Origin of the sequence: Pseudomonas sp. S5F11 (assembly GCF_019641515.1) — a bacterium.
Taxonomy (GTDB): domain Bacteria; phylum Pseudomonadota; class Gammaproteobacteria; order Pseudomonadales; family Pseudomonadaceae; genus Aquipseudomonas; species Aquipseudomonas rhodesiae.
Window position 1 is genome coordinate 2968157 of sequence record NZ_JAIFJZ010000001.1, and the last position, 18597, is coordinate 2986753.

18 protein-coding genes are annotated in these 18597 nt (G+C 61.1%); 5 read left to right on the plus strand and 13 right to left on the minus strand.

Annotated features, from left to right (window positions below; genetic code table 11):
* Positions 1–116: 116 nt before the first annotated feature.
* The 9 genes from hflC to K1567_RS13535 all read right to left on the minus strand — a co-directional run bounded on the left by hflC (position 117) and on the right by K1567_RS13535 (position 9561).
* Positions 117–983 (minus strand): protease modulator HflC, encoded by an 867-nt coding sequence (hflC, locus tag K1567_RS13495; protein WP_034095607.1) that lies wholly within the window; start codon positions 981–983, stop codon positions 117–119.
* Complete coding sequence (gene hflK, locus K1567_RS13500; RefSeq protein ID WP_169902912.1) at positions 983–2158, minus strand: FtsH protease activity modulator HflK; 1176 nt, start codon at positions 2156–2158, stop codon at positions 983–985. Before hflK ends, hflC begins: the two co-directional genes overlap by 1 nt.
* A gap of 96 nt (positions 2159–2254) precedes the next feature.
* The gene (gene hflX, locus K1567_RS13505) at positions 2255–3556 is read right to left on the minus strand and encodes a ribosome rescue GTPase HflX (RefSeq protein ID WP_034095605.1); all 1302 of its coding nucleotides are present in this window, start codon (positions 3554–3556) and stop codon (positions 2255–2257) included.
* A gap of 12 nt (positions 3557–3568) precedes the next feature.
* On the minus strand, positions 3569–3829 hold the full coding sequence (gene hfq / locus K1567_RS13510; RefSeq protein WP_034095604.1) for an RNA chaperone Hfq: 261 nt from the start codon (positions 3827–3829) through the stop codon (positions 3569–3571).
* A 92-nt stretch (positions 3830–3921) separates the two neighbouring features.
* Complete coding sequence (gene miaA / locus K1567_RS13515) at positions 3922–4893, minus strand: tRNA (adenosine(37)-N6)-dimethylallyltransferase MiaA (RefSeq protein WP_047881407.1); 972 nt, start codon at positions 4891–4893, stop codon at positions 3922–3924.
* Positions 4893–6806 (minus strand): DNA mismatch repair endonuclease MutL, encoded by a 1914-nt coding sequence (gene mutL / locus K1567_RS13520; RefSeq protein WP_034136654.1) that lies wholly within the window; start codon positions 6804–6806, stop codon positions 4893–4895. The genes miaA and mutL overlap by 1 nt, the downstream gene beginning before the upstream one ends.
* Entirely contained in the window at positions 6806–8227 is a 1422-nt protein-coding gene (locus K1567_RS13525) for an N-acetylmuramoyl-L-alanine amidase (protein WP_034095601.1), read from the minus strand. Before K1567_RS13525 ends, mutL begins: the two co-directional genes overlap by 1 nt.
* Positions 8228–8242: 15 nt before the next feature.
* Positions 8243–8713 (minus strand): tRNA (adenosine(37)-N6)-threonylcarbamoyltransferase complex ATPase subunit type 1 TsaE, encoded by a 471-nt coding sequence (gene tsaE, locus K1567_RS13530; protein WP_034111521.1) that lies wholly within the window; start codon positions 8711–8713, stop codon positions 8243–8245.
* Entirely contained in the window at positions 8701–9561 is an 861-nt protein-coding gene (locus K1567_RS13535) for an NAD(P)H-hydrate dehydratase (RefSeq protein ID WP_099313056.1), read from the minus strand. The genes tsaE and K1567_RS13535 overlap by 13 nt, the downstream gene beginning before the upstream one ends.
* A 63-nt stretch (positions 9562–9624) precedes the next feature.
* Here K1567_RS13535 and queG point away from each other — a divergent pair, with 63 nt between their 5' ends.
* Positions 9625–10707, plus strand: coding sequence for a tRNA epoxyqueuosine(34) reductase QueG (gene queG / locus K1567_RS13540; RefSeq protein ID WP_034111518.1), 1083 nt, complete (start codon positions 9625–9627; stop codon positions 10705–10707).
* On the opposite strand, the gene K1567_RS13545 is transcribed toward queG, so the two are convergent.
* Both K1567_RS13545 and orn read right to left on the minus strand, forming a co-directional pair.
* Entirely contained in the window at positions 10686–11300 is a 615-nt protein-coding gene (locus K1567_RS13545; RefSeq protein WP_034111516.1) for a trimeric intracellular cation channel family protein, read from the minus strand. The genes queG and K1567_RS13545 overlap by 22 nt on opposite strands.
* 175 nt (positions 11301–11475) lie before the next feature.
* Positions 11476–12018 (minus strand): oligoribonuclease, encoded by a 543-nt coding sequence (gene orn / locus K1567_RS13550; protein WP_034095596.1) that lies wholly within the window; start codon positions 12016–12018, stop codon positions 11476–11478.
* A 109-nt stretch (positions 12019–12127) separates the two neighbouring features.
* Between orn and rsgA the strand changes: the two genes are divergently transcribed.
* Entirely contained in the window at positions 12128–13159 is a 1032-nt protein-coding gene (gene rsgA / locus K1567_RS13555; protein ID WP_034111514.1) for a small ribosomal subunit biogenesis GTPase RsgA, read from the plus strand.
* A gap of 66 nt (positions 13160–13225) precedes the next feature.
* Here rsgA and motB read toward each other — a convergent pair whose 3' ends face one another.
* Both motB and motA read right to left on the minus strand, forming a co-directional pair.
* A complete protein-coding gene (gene motB, locus K1567_RS13560; protein WP_034095594.1) occupies positions 13226–14242 on the minus strand; it encodes a flagellar motor protein MotB in 1017 nt (338 codons plus the stop codon).
* Between the two features lie 3 nt (positions 14243–14245).
* Positions 14246–15097 carry a flagellar motor stator protein MotA gene (gene motA / locus K1567_RS13565; protein ID WP_034095593.1) on the minus strand — a complete coding sequence of 284 codons (852 nt, stop codon included), beginning with the start codon at positions 15095–15097 and terminating at the stop codon, positions 14246–14248.
* 167 nt (positions 15098–15264) lie between these two features.
* On the opposite strand from motA, the gene K1567_RS13570 reads away from it, so the two are divergent.
* From K1567_RS13570 to asd, 3 genes are read left to right on the plus strand one after another with little or no spacing between them, the layout of a single operon-like run.
* Complete coding sequence (locus K1567_RS13570; protein WP_034095592.1) at positions 15265–16800, plus strand: HDOD domain-containing protein; 1536 nt, start codon at positions 15265–15267, stop codon at positions 16798–16800.
* A 57-nt stretch (positions 16801–16857) separates the two neighbouring features.
* Positions 16858–17676, plus strand: a complete 819-nt coding sequence (locus K1567_RS13575) for a rhodanese-like domain-containing protein (RefSeq protein ID WP_034095591.1) — start codon at positions 16858–16860, stop codon at positions 17674–17676.
* A gap of 15 nt (positions 17677–17691) precedes the next feature.
* The gene (gene asd / locus K1567_RS13580; RefSeq protein ID WP_034095590.1) at positions 17692–18552 is read left to right on the plus strand and encodes an archaetidylserine decarboxylase; all 861 of its coding nucleotides are present in this window, start codon (positions 17692–17694) and stop codon (positions 18550–18552) included.
* The last annotated feature ends 45 nt before the right edge of the window (positions 18553–18597 follow it).

Consider the following 18597-nt stretch of genomic DNA (forward strand, 5'->3'; position numbering starts at 1 on the left):
ACGCAAAAAAGCCGGGAATTTCCCGGCTGCCGCATCATACACCCGTTTTCTGAAAGGATCACCCCGCCAGGCGTTTTACCCGCCCGACGGAGTGTGCCCTACGCAGTCACAGGCGCTTACTTGGCTTTTTCCAGGTAGCGAAAGAAATCGCTGCTTGGGTCCAGCACCATGACGTCGGTTTTGTTCGCGAAGCTTTCACGGTAGGCACGCAGGCTGCGATAGAACGCGTAGAACTCCTGGTCCTGACCGTAGGCCTTGGCGTAGATCGCCGCAGCTTGAGCGTCGCCATCACCACGGGCCTCTTCAGACTCGCGATAGGCTTCGGCCAGCAGTACACGACGCTGACGATCGGCATCCGCGCGGATACCCTCGGCCAACTCGTTACCCTTGGCGCGATGCTCACGCGCTTCACGCTCACGCTCGGTGCTCATACGCTCGAACACGCTGCGGTTTACTTCCTTCGGCAGGTCGATGGCCTTGACCCGAACATCGATCACTTCGATGCCCAGTTCTTTTTCCGCCATCTTGTTCAGCGAGGCCGTGATATCCGCCATCAGCGCATCACGTTCACCGGACACCACCTCGTGCAAGGTGCGCTTACCAAACTGGTCACGCAGGCCCGATTCCAGACGACGCGACAAACGTTCGTCGGCAATCTGCTTGAGACCGGAAGTTGCGGTGTAGAAGCGCTCGGCGTCCTTGACGCGCCACTTGGCGTAGGCGTCAACCATCACGGCTTTCTTTTCCAGGGTCAGGAAGCGCTGTGTCGGTGCATCCAGAGTCATCAGGCGTGCATCGAACTTGCGCACCTGGTTGACGTAGGGGACTTTCACATGCAGACCCGGCTGGACATCCGCCTGGACCACGCGACCGAATTGCAGCAGCACCGCACGCTCGGTCTGAGCCACGATGTAGAAGCAGTTCCAGGCAGCGATGACCACGACGACGCCCACAATCAGGGCGGTCAGCGATTTATTGCTCATCAACGACTCTCCCTGGTACGTGTTTGCTGTTGCAGCAAGTCAGCAGCCGCACGGGCGCTCGCTTCATTGGCAGCGGCAGTGGAACCGGTAGACGGCGCGCTGGTGCTGTTACGACCACCTTCGATCATCTTGTCCAGCGGCAGGTACAGCAGATTGTTCTGCCCACCCTTGCTGCCGGTCACGAGAACCTTGCTGGTATTGCTGAAAACTTCCTGCATGGTGTCCAGGTACAGACGCTCGCGGGTAACCTCGGGCGCCTTGCGGTACTCGGCCACCAGCTTGGTAAAGCGATCAGCCTCACCCTTGGCGCGAGACACTACTTCGTCGCGATAACCGTTGGCATCTTCGATGATGCGTTGAGCTTGACCACGGGCTTCCGGCACGACGCCGTTGGCGTAGGTTTCAGCCTGGTTGCGCGAACGCTGTTCGTCCTCACGGGCACGGATCACGTCGTCGAAGGCTTCCTGTACTTCACGCGGTGCCGCTGCGCTCTGTACGTTCACCTGGGTGACGGTGATACCGGTGCGGTAGGTATCGAGGAACCGTTGCAGGCGCTCTTTGATCTCGCTGGCCATCAGCTCACGACCTTCGGTGAGCACCTGATCCATGGCGGTGGAGCCCACCACATGGCGCAGTGCACTTTCGGTTGCGTGTTGCAGGCTGATTTCCGGCTGATCAACGTTCAGCACGAAGTCCTGCAGGTTGCTGATCTTGTACTGCACGGTCAGCGGAACTTCGACGATATTCTCGTCTTCGGTCAGCATCTGGCCCTGCTTGGTGTAGGCACGCTCACGCGTGACGTTCTCCATGTACTTCTTGTCGATCGGCGGGAAATAGATATTCAGGCCCGGACCAACAGTCTCGTAGTACTTGCCGAAGCGCAGCACCACGGCCTGCTCCTGCTCGTCCACCACGTAGACCGCGCTGTACAGCCAGACAGCCGCCAGCACCACAAGGCCCAAGCCGAGCAGGCCATAGCCACCGCCCTTGCCCGCGCGACCGCCGTCGTCACCACCACGTTTTTTTCCACCACCGAACAACCCATTCAGGCTTTCCTGCAGCTTTCGGAAGGCCTCGTCGAGATCTGGTGGCCCCTTGCGGTCGCCATTATTGCGGCGCTTACCACCCCACGGATCCTGATTATTCGAGTTGCCACCCGGCTCATTCCAAGCCATAGCGCTCTCCATCTGATAAAGCAAAGACGCACCCACGGCGCGCCGACCAATGCTACAGAATGCCTGCTACTGCGGCACAACCGCTTTCGGAGGCTTTTATTGCAAAGTGTGTTGTTCGATGAACTCTGTCGGCACCACACCTTCACGGCTGACCAGCCGATTCAGCTCCGAGCGCGGCAATCGAACAGCCAGCAAGCTCACACCTTCTTCGTCGTGTTCTTCTTTCTGTACCGCGCCCAGCTCGAAAAACTGTGCACGCAGTCGAGCAAAACGCTGGGGCAAGCGCAAGGTGCCGACAAACAAATCACTGCCGAGCAACTCGGCAATCGCTTGTTCAAGCAGCTCCAGGCCACTGCCATCGCGCGCCGACAGCCAGACCCGCTGGGGCTTGCCGTTCTCATCGCGCTGGATTTGCGGCTCCACGCCTTCAAGCAAATCGAGTTTGTTATACACCTCGAGGATCGGCAAGTCCTGGGCACCAATCTCGCCCAGCACCAGCATCACCTGCTCGATCTGCAACATGCGATCCGGCTCGGCAGCATCGATTACATGCAGCAGCAAGTCGGAGTTGCTCGACTCTTCGAGCGTAGACCTAAATGCCTCGACCAGCTTGTGCGGCAAGTGACGAATAAAACCCACGGTATCGGCCAACACGATCGGCCCCAGGTCGGCCAGATCCAGACGGCGTAAAGTAGGATCGAGGGTGGCGAACAGCTGGTCGGCCGCATACACGTCTGACTTGGTCACGTTGTTGAATAGCGTGGACTTGCCGGCGTTGGTGTAGCCCACCAGAGACACGGTGGGAATATCCGCACGCGAACGCCCACGGCGCGACTGCTCGCGCTGGCTGCGGACTTTCTCCAGCCGCCCCTTGATCTGACGCAGGCGAACCCGCAGCAGGCGGCGGTCGGTTTCGAGTTGGGTTTCACCCGGCCCACGCATGCCGATACCGCCACCCTGTCGCTCAAGGTGAGTCCAGCCGCGCACCAGACGCGTACTCATGTGGTCAAGCTGGGCCAATTCGACCTGAAGCTTACCTTCATGGGTACGGGCGCGTTGGGCGAAGATATCGAGAATCAGACCGGTGCGATCAATCACGCGACACTCGAAAACACGTTCGAGGTTGCGTTCCTGACTGGGCGTGAGGGTGTGATTGAAGATCACCAGATCGGCTTCTTCGGCGTGGACCAGGTCGCGCAATTCCTCGACCTTGCCGCTGCCGATCAGGTATTTGGCGGTTGGCCGATGACGCGGCACGTTAAAAAACGCAACGGTCTCGGCGCCGGCCGAATTTGCCAGCTCCTGAAACTCCTGCGGATCTTCGCGCGCCTCAGGGTCCTGTCCATCCAAGTGAACGAGGATTACTCGCTCACCACCACCGTGGCGCTCAAAGAACAAAGGAGACTCCTATCAGGCGTTACCTGGCTCAGCGTCAGCTTGTTCGTCACCCGCTGCGCTAGGCAGGCGGATCGGGCGAACAGGGACGACTGTCGAGATAGCGTGTTTGTAAACCATCTGGCTGACGGTGTTTTTCAACAGGATCACGAACTGGTCGAACGACTCAATCGTACCTTGCAACTTGATACCGTTGACCAGATAGATGGAAACCCCCACTTTCTCTTTACGTAAGGTATTCAAGTAAGGGTCTTGTAGCGAATGCCCTTTTGACATGTGCCGCACTCCTTTAAGGATCAATAATAAAAATCAGAAAATAGAAAGCTTTAACCGTCACACCCCCAAGGATAGACGGCAATTGCAAGGACTCAGCTCAATATGGAGACCGTTCCCAAGTATTTCAAGGCGCGTGACAGATTGTCGCTGTCCAGACTGTCCAGCCAGTGCAAATCGCTCCAACTGCGCAACCAGGTGAACTGGCGTTTCGCCAATTGGCGCGTGGCGATGATGCCGCGCTCCTGCATTTCGGCTGACGTCAGCTTGCCATCCAGATGATCCCAGACTTGGCGATAGCCTACAGCACGTATCGAAGGCAACCCTGGATGCAGGTCACCTCTGGAACGCAGTGCTACGACCTCCTCCACAAACCCCTGTTCCAACATAATTGTGAATCTTTGTGCAATTCGTTCATGCAGCACCTGGCGATTTGCCGGAGCGATAGCCAGATTGGCCACAGTATAGGGCAATTGTGACTGCCCAGATGCGCCTGCATCAGCACTTTGCGCAGATTGTCGCTGCCGATGCTCGGTCATGGTCAGCCCGCTGACACGCCAGACTTCCAGTGCCCGCGTGAGGCGCTGCGGGTCATTAGGATGAATGCGCGCCGCCGACACCGGATCTACCGCTGCCAACTGATCATGCAGGGCTTGCCAGCCAAGGCGTGCAGCTTCGTCTTCAAGCTCGGCGCGCACCTGGGCGTCCGCTGGCGGCATATCCGCCAGACCTTCCTGCAAAGCCTTGTAATAGAGCATCGTGCCGCCCACCAGCAGGGGAATATTGCCCCGTGCGGTGCTCTCAGCCATGGCGGCCAGGGCATCGGTGCGAAAATCCGCCGCCGAATAACTCTCGGCGGGGTCAATGATGTCGATCAGCCGGTGCGGATGCTGCGCGAGCAACGCCTTGGAGGGCTTGGCCGTGCCGATGTCCATGTCCCGGTAAACCAGGGCAGAGTCGACGCTGATCAACTCGCATGGCAGCACCTTGGTCAGCTCGATAGCGAGATCGGTCTTACCGGCGGCCGTGGGGCCCATCAGGAAGATTGCGGGGGGCAAGGCACTCATCAACGACCGCGCAGGAACAGTTTGTCCAGATCGTCCAGGCCCATCTGGGTCCAGGTCGGTCGGCCATGGTTGCACTGCCCGCTGCGCTCGGTGTTTTCCATGTCGCGCAGTAGCCCGTTCATTTCCGGCAACGCCAGGCGGCGGTTGGCGCGGATTGCACCATGGCAGGCCATGGTACCCAGCAATTCGTTGATGTGGGCCTGAATGCGGTCGCTAGTGCCGTACTCCATCAGGTCCGCCAACACATCGGCGACCAGCCGGTTGGCCTCGGCCTGCTTGAGCAGCGCCGGGATCTGCCGGATCGCAAGGGTTTCCGGCCCCAGGCGCTGCAGCTCAAAGCCCAGTTTCTGGAAAACCTCGTGATGCTCTTCAGCGCAATCGGCCTCACGCTGGCTGACCGCCAGGGATTCGGGCACCAGCAACGGCTGGCCGCTGAGACCTTCGCTGGCCATGGCGACCTTTAGCCGCTCATACATGATTCGCTCATGGGCGGCGTGCATATCGACCAGCACCAGGCCATGGGCATTTTCCGCCAGGATGTAGATACCTTTGAGCTGCGCCAACGCATAACCCAGCGGCGGAATATCACCGCCGCCTTCGGGCAAGGCAGCCGCACTCGGCTGCGCGCCCGGCAACGGCGCAAAGAATTCGCGATAGGCGGCCTGAGCCTCGGCCACCGGCACCGCTGACTGCGGACGCGGTGTGTATTGATATTGATAACCTGCCCCCGAGCCGGCGTTCGGTGCTGTGTAAGCCGGCTGCGGTTGCGGCGATTGCAGCAGGTTGCCTGCCAGGCTCATTTCCCCCTGGGGGCCGAATTCACCGGCCTCGGGCCCACTTGGCCGCACCACCGCCGTTACGATTGGCGCCGCCAGTTGGTCATCCGGGCGCACATCGCCCAGTGCGCGGTGCAACGTGCCATAGAGGAAGTCGTGCACCATGCGCCCATCGCGGAAACGCACTTCGTGTTTGGTCGGGTGCACGTTGACGTCCACCACCGACGGGTCGACCTCGAAAAACAGCACAAACGTCGGATGCCGCCCATTGAACAGCACGTCGCGATAGGCCTGGCGCACCGCGTGGGCCACCAATTTGTCGCGCACCGCGCGGCCATTCACAAAGAAATACTGCAAATCCGCCTGGCTGCGGGAGAAAGTCGGCAAGCCCACCCAGCCCCACAGACGCAAGCCGTTGCGCTCGATTTCAATCGGCAGCGCCTGCTCCAGGAAGCCCGCGCCGCACACCGCCGCGACTCGACGCGCACGGGCGGCGTCATCATTGGCTTCGTGCAGGCTGAGAATGGTCTTGCCGTTGTGGCGCAGGTGAAACGCCACATCGAAACGCGCCAGGGCCAGGCGTTTGATGACTTCCTGCAGGTGATCGAATTCGGTTTTTTCGGCTTTGAGGAATTTGCGCCGCGCCGGGGTGTTGAAGAACAAATCGCGCACTTCCACCGAGGTGCCCACCGGATGCGCCGCCGGCTGGACTCGGGGCGCCATGTCGCGCCCTTCGGTTTCCACTTGCCAGGCCTGATCGGCGCTGCGGGTGCGCGAGGTCAACGTCAGGCGCGCTACGGAGCTGATGGACGCCAGGGCCTCACCGCGAAAGCCCAGGCTCATCACCCGTTCAAGGTCTTCCAGATCGCGAATTTTGCTGGTGGCGTGACGGGCCAGGGCCAGCGGCAGGTCGTCGGAGGAAATACCGCTGCCGTCGTCACGTACGCGCAGGAGTTTTACACCGCCCTGCTCCACATCCACATCGATGCGCTTGGCACCGGAGTCGATGCTGTTTTCCAGCAACTCCTTGATCACCGATGCCGGTCGTTCCACCACTTCGCCCGCAGCGATCTGGTTGGCCAGGCGCGGGCTGAGCAATTCAATGCGCGACCCGCTGGTGAGGTTTGATTCGCTCATTACTGTGCCGCCAATTCTGTGCCTGGGATGGTCAACACCTGGCCGACTTTCAACTCATCGGTTTTCAGGTTGTTCGCATTGCGCAAGGTCGCGGGCGATACCTGGAAACGCACCGCCAGCATGGCCAGGGTATCGCCGGGCTGTACGCGATGATCACGCGGGCCTTGGGCGATCTTGCCGGAGTCACGCAGCCAGGCGATGTAAGTGCCAGGAGGCGGGTTCTGCTGGAAGAACTGGCGCACGCCAGCGCTGATGGAACGCGCCAACGCCTGCTGGTGACTGGCGCTGGCCAGTTTGGACGCTTCGTTGGCGTTGGAGATAAAGCCAGTCTCCACCAGGATCGACGGGATATCCGGCGACTTCAACACCATGAACCCCGCCTGTTCTACACGCTGTTTGTGCAACGACGTGACGCGCCCAATGTTGCTCAATACTTTCTGGCCGACGTTCAGGCTGGACGTCAGGGAGGCCGTCATCGACAGGTCCAATAGTACGCCAGCGAGCATTTTGTCCTTGTCGTCCAGGGACACGTTGCCAGCTCCGCCGATCAGGTCGGACCGGTTTTCACTGTCGGCCAGCCAGCGCGCGGTCTCGGACGTGGCACCACGGTCCGACAACGCGAACACCGAAGCACCGAAGGCGGCCGTCGACGGCGCGGCGTCGGCGTGGATCGACACGAACAGGTCGGCGCCTTTCTTACGCGCAATTTCGGTACGGCCGCGCAACGGGATGAAGTAGTCACCGGTGCGGGTCAGTTCCGCACGGTAGCCTTTCATGCCGTTGACCTGGCGCTGCAACTCGCGGGCGATGGCCAGCACCACGTCTTTTTCATGCTGACCACGCGAGCCGGATGCGCCCGGGTCTTCACCACCGTGGCCAGCGTCGATGACCACGATGATGTCGCGCTTGCCGGCCGGGGCTGGCGGCGGCGGTGGCAGCTTGACCTGAGGCTGCGAAGGGTTGACCGGCACCGCCGGTACAGTTGCCACGCTCGGGGTCGGCGCGGGCGGCGGCGCGGCGTCGGCGGCGTTGTCAAACAGGTCGACCACCAGTCGGTTGCCGTACTGAGCATTCGGCGCCAGGGAGAAACTCTTGGGCGTCACGACTTTTTTCAGGTCGATAACCACGCGCAGATCGGTCGGCGTACGCTGTGCCGAGCGCATGGCGGTAATCGGGGTATTGGCGGTGGAGACTTTCAGCGGCGCGGCCAGGGTCGCACCATTGATGTCGATCACCAGGCGATCAGGCGCCGTCAGGGTAAAGACGCTGTGCTGGACCGGCCCAGACAGGTCGAACACCAGTCGCGTGTTATCCGGCGCTCGCCACAGGCGCACACTCTTTACCTGTGAAGCAGCCAGAGCATTGACAGTCATTGCCGCAAGCAACACCCCTACGACAGCAACCAACGCGCGAAAGCGCATACCTAACCCCACCAATTATTTGAATTCCAAAGCCAAAGCGGCACACCACGACTCGGCGCGCGCGCTCTGGGGCAACAACTTCAGCTGACGTCCATGCTCATGCGGCGTAATGGTAATGGTCAGGTCCGGCTTTGGCAAAAAGCCTGCACCTTTGTCTGGCCATTCGATCAGGCATAAAGCATCTTCATCGAAGTAATCACGGATACCCATGAACTCCAATTCTTCAGGGTCCACCAGGCGATAAAGATCGAAGTGAAAGGCATGCACCGCGCCAATCTCGTAGGGCTCCACCAGTGTGAACGTCGGGCTTTTTACCGCCCCCTGATGACCCAACCCGCGAATTATCCCACGGGACAGCGTGGTCTTGCCGGCCCCCAGGTCACCCTCCAGGAAAATCAGACCGTTGCCGGCCGTCAGTTGCGCAAGGCGATGGCCCAACGCAACCATGGCGTCTTCATCGGCCAGAAAAAGAATTACTTCAGGCACGGTGACTGTTCCTCCAGCAATTGACGAATGGTGGGGATCAGGTCACTGGCGGCGAGCCCGCGACCCAAGGTGCCCTGTCGTTCCCCAGCCGTGGCGTGCAGCCAAACGGCCAGGCAACTGGCCTCGTACGCGGGCATGCCCTGAGCCAGCAAGGCCCCGACCAGGCCTGCCAATACATCGCCCAGCCCTGCGGTGGCCATGGCCGGATGGCCTTGATCGCAGCGGGAAACGCGCCCATCCGGGCAGGCAATCAGACTGCCTGCGCCCTTAAGAATGGCGACGGCATTGAATTTCAGGCTCAACGCGCGCGCCACCTTAAGACGGTCGGCCTGAACGTCGGCTGTCGAGATCCCCAACAGTCGCGCCGCTTCGCCAGGGTGCGGGGTGATAACGCAGTTGGCCGGCAGGCTTACACCGCCGTCGGCCAGTTGATTCAACGCGTCGGCGTCCCACACCTGCGGCTGGCGGGCATTGGCCGCGACAGACAACAGACTTTTGCCCCAACTGGCAGCACCCAGGCCAGGCCCAATGACGATCACCGAAATCTTTTCCAACAAGCCCATCAATTGGTTGGCGGAATTGACGCCAAGGGTCATGACTTCCGGCAAACGGGCCAGCGCCGCGGGCACGTGCTCAAGGCGCGTGGCCAGAGACACCATGCCCGCACCACTGCGCAAGGCACTTTCAGCGCTCAGTAGCGCGGCGCCGCCAAAACCAAGGTCGCCGCCGATCACCAGCAGGTGGCCGAACTGGCCTTTATGGGCGTCAGGGGAACGCGCAGCCAGTGTCGGCAAATGGCCGGGCAACAGTGGCTGAACGTCGGTTATTTCGTGTTTTGTCTGCGGCATGCGTCTTCAAGCTCCGATGTCTGGCAGAATTATACGCATCTAACCTGTGGTTTCCCGTGTCTCATGCCCGCTATTACCTCCGATCTGCCCGCCCTCGCCCAATCGATCAAAGACTGGGGCCGCGAGCTGGGTTTTCAGCAAGTCGGCATCAGCGGCCTGGACCTCGCCGAGCATGAGCAGCACCTGCAACGCTGGCTCGACGCGGGCTACCACGGCGAGATGGATTACATGGGCGCCCATGGCAGCAAACGCTCCCACCCCGAAGAACTGGTACCCGGCACCCTGCGCGTGGTGTCGCTGCGCATGGACTACCTGCCGGGCGATACCCAGATGGCGCATCTACTGGCCCAGCCGGAAAAAGCCTACATCTCGCGCTATGCCCTGGGTCGCGATTACCACAAGCTGATCCGCAAACGCGTGCAGCAACTGGCCGATCGCATCCAGTCCCAGATCGGCCCCTTTGGCTTTCGCGCATTCGTCGACAGCGCGCCAGTGCTCGAAAAAGCCATCGCCGAGCAAGCCGGCCTGGGCTGGATCGGCAAGAACACCCTGGTACTCAACCGCAAGGCCGGCAGTTATTTCTTCCTCAGCGAATTGTTCGTCGACTTGCCCTTGCCAGTCGACCCGCCCCATAGCACCGAGCACTGCGGACGCTGCACCGCCTGCCTGGATATCTGCCCCACCAATGCCTTCGTCGGCCCGTATGTACTGGACGCCCGGCGCTGTATCTCGTACCTCACCATCGAGCTGAAAACGGCTATCCCGGAAGACCTGCGCCCACTGATCGGTAATCGCGTCTTCGGCTGCGATGACTGTCAGATCGTTTGTCCGTGGAATCGTTTCGCTCGCCCCACTGACGAAGGCGATTTCCAGCCACGGCATAACCTGGATAACGCAGAGCTGGCCGAACTGTTTATGTGGGACGAGGATAGATTCCTCAGCAGCACCGAAGGCTCACCCCTGCGCCGCGCCGGTTATGAGCGCTGGCTGCGCAACCTGGCGGTAGGACTGGGCAATGCGCCATCAAGTATTCCGGTACTGGAGGCCCTGAAAGCGCGGCGCGAGTACCCGTCGGAGCTGGTGCGCGAGCATGTGGAATGGGCGCTCAAGCAGCATGCCGAGCGTCAGTGCACATCATCGTTGTAGACGAACTTGGGCATTTCCCAGTGAAAGCGGATCGCCAGCAGACGCAATAGAAAGCCACTGAACAACGTCAGCAGGATGGCTTGCTCACCGGGCAGCTCCAGCTGCAGGCACAACAGATAGAACCAAGCGGCGAGGAACGACACGCTGGCGTACAACTCGCGGCGGAAGACCAGCGGGATGTCGTTGCAGAAGATATCCCGCAGAATGCCACCGAACACCCCGGTGATCACACCGCTGACCGACGCCACCAGCATGCCGTGCCCCATTTCCAGGGCGGTCATGCAGCCAATCAAGGTGAACGCCACCAGGCCCACGGCGTCCAGGGCCAGGAATACCGAGCGCAGGCGTCGCATCAGCGGCGCGATAAAGATCGTCACCAGCGCGGCCACCGAGGTCAGCACCAGGTACTCAGGGTGCTTGACCCACGTCAGCGGGTAGTGCCCAAGCAACACATCCCGCACCGAACCGCCCCCCAGCGCCGTCACGCAGGCAATCAACACCACGCCAAACCAGTCCATGCCGCGTCGACCGGCGGACAAGGCGCCGGTCATGGCTTCGGCGGTGATGGCAATGAGGTAGAGCATCAGCAGCATGGTGGCGATCCTTGTAGTGAGCGGGCTTGCCCCGCGCCGGGCTGCGCAGCAGCCCCAAATACTTGGCGACGATATCTATAGGGAAAAATGCGGCAACAGCAGTGGGGCCGCTACGCAGCCCAGCGCGGGGCAAGCCCGCTCACCACAGGAAGCCCGGACACGGTAAGAAACCGTTTCAAGCCTTGATGAAGTGCTTGCGGTAATGCTGCAGTTCGGCAATCGATTCGCGAATATCGTCCAGCGCCAGGTGAGTGCTGCCCTTGTGGAAACTGTCTTTGACTTCCGGCGCCCAGCGCGCAGCCAGTTCCTTGAGTGTGGACACGTCCAGGTTGCGGTAATGGAAGTAGCTTTCCAGCGCTTTCATATGGGTATAAAGGAAGCGACGATCCTGGCAGATGCTGTTGCCGCAGATCGGCGACTTGCCCTTGGGTACCCACTGCTCCAGGAAGGCGATGGTCTGGGCTTCAGCCTCGGCCATGCTGATGCGACTGTCGCGCACGCGCTGGGTCAGGCCGGAATTGCCATGGGTGCGGGTATTCCACTCATCCATGGTGGCTAGCACCGCATCGCTGTGGTGGATGGCGATCACCGGACCTTCGGCCAAGGTATTGAGGTTGCTGTCGGTAACAATCGTCGCCATCTCGATGATGACGTCGGTGTCGGGGTTCAGACCGGTCATTTCCAGATCGATCCAAATCAGGTTCTGTGGGTTTTGCATGGCTCGTTTCTCTTGGCACCTTGGCGTAGCTGCGCAGTTTAGCAGGCGGGGGCGTGCTAGACTCGCGACCGTTTCACCCAAACCTTTGCATTATCGATACGGAACACCAATGGCCAAACGCCAGCTCAACCGTCGCCAAAACTGGCGCATCGAAAAGATTCAAGGCGAACGCGCTGCCCGCGCCGCCAAACGTGAATCCTCCGCCGTGGAAGCGCTCGAGGGCGGCGACTTGGGCCCCGAACAAACGGGTCTGGTGATCGCGCACTTTGGCGTGCAGGTCGAAGTCGAGGCGCTGGAAGGCGAACTCGCCGGTCAGGTGTTCCGTTGTCACTTGCGCGCCAACCTGCCGGCGCTGGTCACCGGCGACCGCGTGGTCTGGCGTGCTGGCAACCAGGGGATCGGCGTGATCGTCGCCCAGTTGCCCCGCAGCACTGAACTGCGCCGCCCCGACAGTCGCGGCCAGCTCAAGCCGGTGGCGGCCAACGTCGACATGATCGTGATTGTTTTCGCGCCGCTGCCCGAGCCCCATGCCAACCTGATCGACCGCTACCTGGTGGCCGCCGAGCACGCTGGCATTCGCCCACTGCTGCTGTTGAACAAATTCGACCTGATCGACGAACAGAATGCTCCGGCGCTCAATGCGTTGTTGGCGGTCTACCGCACCCTAGGCTACCCGGTGCTGGAAGTCTCGGCCCATCACGGCAATGGCATGGAACAACTGCAACAACAGTTGGACGGGCGCATCAGCGTGTTCGTAGGCCAGTCCGGCGTCGGCAAGTCGTCGCTGGTCAACAGCCTGCTGCCGGAAGTCGACACCCGAGTAGGGCCGCTGTCGGAGCTGTCCGGCCAGGGCACCCACACCACCACCACCGCGCGACTGTTTCACTTCCCCGGCGGCGGTGAGCTGATCGACTCCCCAGGTATCCGCGAATTCGGCCTCGGCCACGTCAGCCGCAGCGATGTGGAAGCCGGCTTTATCGAATTCAACGATCTGATCGGCACCTGCCGCTTCCGTGACTGCAAGCACGACCGCGAACCGGGCTGTGCCCTGCTCAAGGCCCTGGAAGATGGCCGCGTGCAACAGCAGCGGATGAACAGCTATCGGTCGATCATTGCGAGCTTGCCTGAGAGCAGTTACTGACCGGTTCCTTGCCCTGCGAGGAAGATGTGAAAAGGCCGCGATGATCGCGGCCTTTGCATATACAGCTTAAGAGCCCGCTTTGGGCACCGTCGGGTCTTTCACCCCACCGTCATCGAACAGATTCAATTTCTGCCGCAGTTCATGGGCCGGCAACGGCTCCTGCCCTGGCGGGATAGCGTTCGGGTCAGCCGGTACGTCACCTGGCGCGCCAGCGCCTGGAGCCGGCACCGGCGGGGGTTGATCGCCTTCGATCGCACGCTGAGCCTTTTTGGTCAGCACAACGATGTCAATGCGCCGGTTGATCGGGTTGAACGGGTCCTTCGCATCAAACAGTTGCGAAGAGGCAAAACCCACCACTCGCGCCACTTGCGCGTCTGGGTAGCTGCCGGCCACCAGGGCACGACGGGCCGCGTTGGCGCGGTTGGCAGAAAGCTCCCAGTTGCCGAAGTCGCCCTGGCCCGCATAAGGCTTGGCGTCGGTATGGCCGCTGATGCTGATCTTGTTCGGCACCGCTTTGATGGTGTCGGCCATGGCCAGCAGGATGTCCTCGAAGTACGGCTTCAAACGCGCACTGCCGGAATCGAACATCGGCCGGTTGGCGGCGTCGGTGATCTGGATGCGCAAACCCTCGGGGGTGATCTCGAAAGAAATCTGGTCCTTGAACTTCAGCAGTTGTGGGTTTTCCTCAACCTTGTTCTGCAACTCCTGCAGCAGTAGCTCAAGACGCTCCTGCTCGACCTGTTCGGCCATGGACTCGACCGTATCGCGCTCAATCGGGATTTTCTCCTGAGGCGCCTCGGTCTTCACTTCCGGGTTGATGGTGCGTTCAGGCGCCAGTTGAGGCGAGCCGCCCAGGTCGATGATGAAGGGCGTGCCGCTTTCCGAGAAACCGATGGGGTCTTTGAAGTAGCCGGCGATGGCGATCTTCTGCTCAGGCGTGGCGGTAGACATCAGCCACAGCACCAGAAAGAACGCCATCATCGCCGTCGCAAAGTCGGCGAAGGCGATTTTCCAGGCACCACCATGGTGCCCCGCAGCGAAGCGCTTGACGCGCTTGATGATTATCGGCTGGTTGTTTTCCATGGCTTAGCGACCGCGAACCGCTTGTTCCAGCTCGGCGAAGCTTGGGCGATGCTTGGGGTACAGCACCTTGCGACCAAACTCCACCGCCAGCGAAGGCGGCATGCCGGAAGCGGATGCCACCAGGCTGGCCTTGATCGATTCGTACAGGTTGATCTCTTCCTTGGCGTCGTGGGCCAGGGAGGTCGCCAGCGGACCGAAGAACCCGTAAGCCGCGAGAATACCGAAGAAGGTACCCACCAGGGCCGCACCTACGTGCATACCGATGGCCGCCTGATCACCCTCGCCCAGCGAGGCCATGGTCACCACGATACCGAGTACCGCCGCCACGATACCGAAGCCGGGCATGCCGTCGGCGATGCCGGTCACCGCGTGAGACGGGTGCTCCAGTTCTTCTTTGAGGCTGAACAGTTCCATGTCGAACAACCCTTCCAGCTCATGGGGGGCCATGTTGCCGGAGGACATGATGCGCAGGTAATCACAGATATAGGCGGTCATGCGCTCGTCTTTGAGCACGGCCGGGTACTTAGCGAAAATCGGGCTGGCGGCGGCGTCTTCGATGTCGGCCTCGATGGCCATCATGCCTTCGCGGCGGCTCTTGTTGAGGATCTCGTAGACCAGGCCCAGCACTTCCAGATAGAACGTGTGGGAGAAGCGCGAGCCGAACATGCTCAGGGACTTCTTGACCACGTGCATGGTCATGTACCCAGGGTTGGCTTGCAGGAATGCACCAAATGCCGCCCCGCCGATGATCATCACTTCGAAAGGTTGGATCAGCGCGGCGATCTTACCGTGGGAAAGGACGTAACCGCCGAGCACGCTCGCGAGGACGACGATGATGCCGATAATTTTAGCCATAGGAGATGAGTACTTGCGCCGTCAGGTTCATGGACATATTTGGGGGAACTGAAAAACTCTTGTTCTACTTATCGGCAAAACTGCGCCAGACTATAGCCCGTTAAGGCGAAAAGCCAGTTCGGCCCGCTCTGGGCGTGTTGACCGCAAGTGATGATCGCGCCCCTACCATGGCCAAACAAAAAATCGACCCAACTGCAAAACCTGCTTCCCTCCCCGACTGGATCAAGCGTCTGGACGAGGTGCGCCTGCCCGTTCCACAGACCAGCCATGACCGTGTGTGCAAAGCCATCCGCGACAACCGCAGTTCGTTGCGAGATATTGCCGAGCTGATGCAAAACAGCCCGGCGCTGGTGCTCAGCGTGATGCGCGAGGCCAACAGCCATACCCATGGCAGCCTAGCCGAACCGGCGGAAAACCTCGAAGTGGCACTCAACCGCCTGGGCCTCAAGCGCGCCGAGGAACTGCTGGCACGCTTGCCGTCGGTGCCCGACCAAGACATTCCCGTGGCGTTGCGCCAGCTATTGTTGGTCAGTCAGCACGCCTCGCAGCAAGCCAACGGTCTGTTTGGCAGCCGATTGGCGCGACTGTGGCAAGACATTCATTGGGGCAGCCTGCTGTTTTTGTCGCCGCTGTGGCCGATGGCGGTGGCTTATCCCAAGCTGCTGGAAGAATGGGAACTGCGGGTTATCCACAAGGGTGAGTCGGCGCGCGTGGTTGAACAGCAGTTATTCGGCGTACGCCTGCTGGACTTGTGCATCGGCCTGACCGAAGCCTGGCACCTGCCAATGTGGGTATCCCAGGGTTATACCCTGCTGCTGAATGAGCAACGCATGTTGGTCAAAGCGCTGCGTATCGCCCGTGACGAAGACCCGTTGCACCAACAGCAATTGCTGGACGCCGCCCCCCATCTGCGCCGCTGGCTGAACCAGCCGGCCAACACCGTACTGCTGGCCAATGGCCTAGCGATGTCCGCCCAAGAATCCTGGACCTGCCCGCACACTCAGCGCTGGCAATTCCTCACCGCTCTGTACCTGCAACAACCCTTGGCCGAAGTGCAGCAGCAAGTCCATCAACAGGCAGTGACCAGCGCCCGCACCACGCTGATGCCCGACCTTTGGCACCCGGCGCTGTCGTTGATCTGGCCGTGGCATGTGCAGAAGATCCACCGTGGTTTGCTGCCCGCCCCGCCGCCCACCGCCGAGGCGCTGGCCGTGTGGCGCAGCCGCTGCACCGAACTGCTGATGGAACCGAGCCGCTTTGCCAACGCCATGCACCTGACCACCTGCGCCAAAGAGGCGCTGGTCGCCAGCGGCATGCAACGGGTGATGCTGTTGATGACCGACCGCGCCCAAAGCACCCTGCGCGTGCATCAGGTTGACGGCCTACCCAAGGATGCCGCCAACCTGAGCCTGGATGTGGTCCACAGCACAATGCTCCAGCGTCTGCTGGAGAAATCCGCCCAGGTGCGCTTCACACCGGACAACCACGCGCAGTTCTCCGCGCTGCTGCCGCCGATCCTGCGCCGCCTGTTCAATGGCGAACACTTGCTGCTGCGCTCCCTGAGCTGCAACGGCAAAGTCGTGATGCTGATGGTGGCCGACCAGGGCGGCGGTCCGTTCTCGGAAACCACCGTGCAGGCGTTCGGCAAAACCGCTCAATGCATCGAAAAGGCCCTGCACTGCTTTACCAACCGCGGCGCCTGATGCTTGCGCTACAATCGCCGTCCTTTATCGCCAACTTTTACGCCCAGGAGACCTCACATGCCTGACTTCTCTGGCTTGCCGCTGGTGATCGAATCCGCCGACCTGCAAAGTCGCCTGGGTGCCGAACACCTGATTGTGGTGGACCTCACCAGCGCCGCCCGCTACGCCGAAGGGCATATCCCCGGCGCGCACTTCGTTGACCCCAAACGCACCCAACTGGGTCAACCACCGGCTCCGGGCCTGCTGCCGAACAAGGCGGACCTGGAAAAGCTGTTTGGCGAACTCGGCCACACGCCGGATGCGACCTACGTGGTCTACGACGACGAAGGCGGCGGCTGGGCCGGGCGTTTTATCTGGTTGCTCGACGTGATCGGCCATCAGAAATACCACTATCTCGACGGCGGCCTGCTGGCATGGTTGGCAGACGGCCAGCCCGTCTCCACCGACGTCCCCCCGTCGGCCGGCGGCCCGGTCAGCCTCACGCTGCATGATGGCCCGACCGCCACCCGCGAATACCTGCAAAGCCGTCTTGGCGCCGCCGACCTGGGCATCTGGGACGCGCGCGGCCCGCTGGAGTATTCCGGCGAGAAGGTGCTCGCGGCCAAGGGCGGGCACATCCCCGGCGCGGTCAACTTCGAATGGACTGACGGCATGGATAAGGCGCGCAACCTGCGCATCCGCCGCGACATGCCACAGATTCTTGAAAAACTGGGCCTGACGCCCGACAAAGAAATCATCACCCATTGCCAGACTCACCATCGCTCTGGCTTCACCTACCTGGTGGCCAAGGCGCTCGGTTATCCGCGAGTCAAAGGTTATGCCGGTTCCTGGGGCGAATGGGGCAATCACCCCGACACGCCCGTTGAAAAGACTTAAGGTTTAAGGACAGTTATGAAAAAGCAGTTGTTTATCCTCAGCCAGTACTTGCTGCCGCACCATTTGCTGTCGCGTCTGGCCGGTTGCGTGGCCGAGTGCCGCGTGCGCTGGTTCAAAAATGCCTTCACCACATGGTTCGCCAAGCGCTATCAAGTGGATATGTCCCAGGCACTGGTGGAGGACGTGACCGCTTATGAGCACTTCAATGCGTTCTTCACCCGTGCCTTGAAAGACGGCGCGCGCCCACTCGACCCCACTCCCGGCGCCGTGCTGAGCCCCGCCGACGGCGCAGTCAGCCAACTGGGCCCGATCGAGCATGGCCGTGTGTTCCAGGCCAAAGGCCATAGCTTCAGCGTATTGGAATTGCTGGGCGGCGATGCTGCCATGGCGGCGCCTTTCATGGGCGGCGATTTCGCCACTATTTACCTGTCGCCGAAGGACTATCACCGCGTGCACATGCCGCTGGCCGGCACGCTGCGCGAGATGGTCTATGTGCCGGGGCGGATTTTCTCGGTCAACCAGACCACCGCCGAAAACGTGCCGGAGCTGTTTGCGCGTAACGAGCGAGTGGTCTGCCTGTTCGACACCGAACGCGGCCCGATGGCTGTGGTGCTGGTGGGCGCAATGATCGTGGCGTCGATTGAAACCGTGTGGGCCGGCCTGGTTACGCCCCCCAAGCGCGAGCTGAAAACCTTCCGCTATGACGAAGCCGCCCGCGCGCCGATCCACCTGGAAAAAGGTGCGGAGCTGGGACGTTTCAAGTTGGGTTCCACCGCGATCGTGCTGTTCGGGCCGGATCAAGTGCAGTGGTCAGAAGCGCTGCTGGCCGGTTCGCCGGTGCAGATGGGTCAAGGGATCGGCCTGCCGAAAGCCTGATCCAATATTTGCAGAGATCTAATGTGAGAGGGGGCTTGCCCCCGA